Here is a 2180-nt window from a genome sequence, read left to right as displayed (position 1 = left end):
CACTGAAGGGAGAATCGATGAGAAAGAGGAGAAGTGAGTTGACCCAATCTGAACACTCGAGTTAGAAACGGGGTGACGTGAGCGCGTTAAGGATCAGGGTGTTCACGTTGGCCGGAATGGCTGTTCAACTTCGCCGGAATACGCACGGGATCCCGATATTGCCGATGGATGGCACAAAACGCCTCCCGGCTTTGCAGCGCCGCCGCGACGCAGACAGGGTCGAACTGGCTGCCGGCATGGGTCTTGAGGTATTCGAAGGCCGTTTCGAGGGGCCAGGCCTGCTTGTAGGGGCGCTCGCTGGTGAGGGCGTCAAACACATCTGCCACCGCAACGATGCGGGCTTCCAGGGGGATCGCCTCCCCCGCCAGTCCTTCCGGGTAGCCCTGACCGTCGAAACGCTCGTGGTGGTAGGCGATGATGTTCTTCAGCATGTCGGTGTGATGGATGCCGTCGAGGCCGAACTCGCGGATCATCAGGGCGATCATCTCCCTCCCCTTGAAGGGGTGGGTCTTCATCACCCCGTACTCCTCGGCCGTGAGCTTGCCCGGCTTGAGCAGGATGGCGTCGGGCACCGCAATCTTGCCGATATCGTGCAGCTCGGAGAAGAGGTGAATGAACTCCACCTCCTCGTCACTCAAGGGGTAATGGGCCGCCACCTCCCGGGCGATGAGCCGCGAATAGGCCGACATGCGGTGCAGGTGATTGGCGGTCTCCTCGTCCCGGTAGCGGCTGAACTCCCGCACCGTGGTCAGGGCCCCGTTCAGGGTCTGGATGGAGAAGAACTCCACCGCGATGATGGCCGCCAGGATCTGGGCATAGGCCGCCAGCTCACCGCAAATGGCGCCATCGAAGTAACCGGGCTCTTTGGCATCGCAAAACAGAAAGCCGAACAAGCGACTGTTGAGCAGCAGCGGCTCGGTATAGCTCGACGCGTACCCGGCCGCCAGCACTTTGCGGCTGTGCTCGGAGGGGGAGCCCAGCAGGGAATCCAGGGTGTCGAGCACCCTGGGCTGCTGGTGCTCGGCCAGGTAGCACAGGGAAGGCACCTCGCTCAGCCTGACCTCGTACTGCAACAGCGGCGAGCCCCCGTCCGTGCTGTGGGCAAAGGTCTTGAGCTGGTCCGTCTGCGGGTCGTAGATGGCGATCGCCACCCGGCTCAACTTGTCAAACCGCTGCCTGAGGGTGGCGTGCACGTTCTGCACTTTCTCACCAAATGAACTCTCCATCCCGCACATCCTTTTGATAGGCCTGTTGGGAGTATAGTGACACCCGTTTTGCCCCTCCTGCCAAATGGTGACGGCGCACAGGGATCGTGATCCCGCCCGCACTGGCGACGGCCCCCTCCCTGCCCGTGGTCATGTCACGCCGCCCCACCCCACTTCCCCGGGCAAAGAGATTGTTCGCTTCCGACGTGTCGGCTGTATAGTTTTTGGTTAGCCATTCCGGTAAAATCCGCGCCCTTGAATAAGAGCCACCTAAGAGTGATTGAGCGATGTCCAACACAAAACAGGCCCCCAAAGTAGGATTCGTCTCCTTGGGTTGACCCAAAGCAACAAGACCAATCCATGGCTAATACTGTCAGTAAGGCTTGTGCTGGCGGGCTCCCATCACTGTACCGGTGCCGGAGTTGCAAGCTGTAGTACTGACATGTTGCTCAACACAGGATCATATATCCCGTTACCTAGGAGGTGTTCGTCCGTTCAACCATCAGGATACGCCCGAACTCGCTCAGGCTGTGCTCGACCTCCTCAGCCGCATCGAGCATGGGATCCTGACTGAACGCCTAGGCTAGGGAAGGTGCGAACAAGTTCCTGATATGAGATCATCATGTTCATCCGGAGTGCATCCCAGAGGGACATCATGAGCCATCAACTCACCTTCGCCGATAGTGAATTCAGCACTAAGCGCCGTCAGACCAGAAAAGAGATTTTCCTCTCCCGCATGGAGCAGATCCTGCCATGGCAGAATATGACCGCTGTCATCGAGCCGTTTTATCCCAAGGCGGGCAATGGCCGACGGCCCTATCCGCTGGAGACCATGCTACGCATTCACTGCATGCAGCATTGGTACAACCTGAGCGATGGCGCGATGGAAGATGCTCTGTACGAAATCGCCTCCATGCGTCTGTTTGCCCGGTTATCCCTGGATAGCGCCTTGCCGGACCGCACCACCATCATGAA

2 protein-coding genes are annotated in these 2180 nt (G+C 59.1%); one reads left to right on the top strand and one right to left on the bottom strand.

Features of this window, described 5'->3' with window-relative positions; genetic code table 11:
- Window positions 1-86 precede the first annotated feature (86 nt).
- Window positions 87-1226: an HD domain-containing phosphohydrolase gene (locus J9889_RS20760; protein ID WP_210557966.1), complete on the bottom strand. Its 1140-nt coding sequence runs from the start codon at window positions 1224-1226 to the stop codon at window positions 87-89.
- 634 nt (window positions 1227-1860) lie between these two features.
- Between J9889_RS20760 and J9889_RS20755 the strand changes: the two genes are divergently transcribed.
- The coding region (locus J9889_RS20755) for an IS5/IS1182 family transposase (RefSeq protein WP_001549863.1) at window positions 1861-2180 on the top strand (320 nt) is incomplete at its 3' end.

The organism is Aeromonas sp. PrichA-15 (assembly GCF_017939245.1).
GTDB classification, from domain to species: domain Bacteria; phylum Pseudomonadota; class Gammaproteobacteria; order Enterobacterales; family Aeromonadaceae; genus Aeromonas; species Aeromonas caviae.
Note: the sequence above shows the minus strand (reverse complement) of the source record. Positions and strands in the feature narration are given on the sequence as shown.

Excerpts from the sequence above, each read along its gene's own strand:
- J9889_RS20760 (WP_210557966.1), bottom strand. The coding sequence starts at position 1,226 with ATGGAGAGTTCATTTGGTGAGAAAGTGCAGAACGTGCACGCCACCCTC.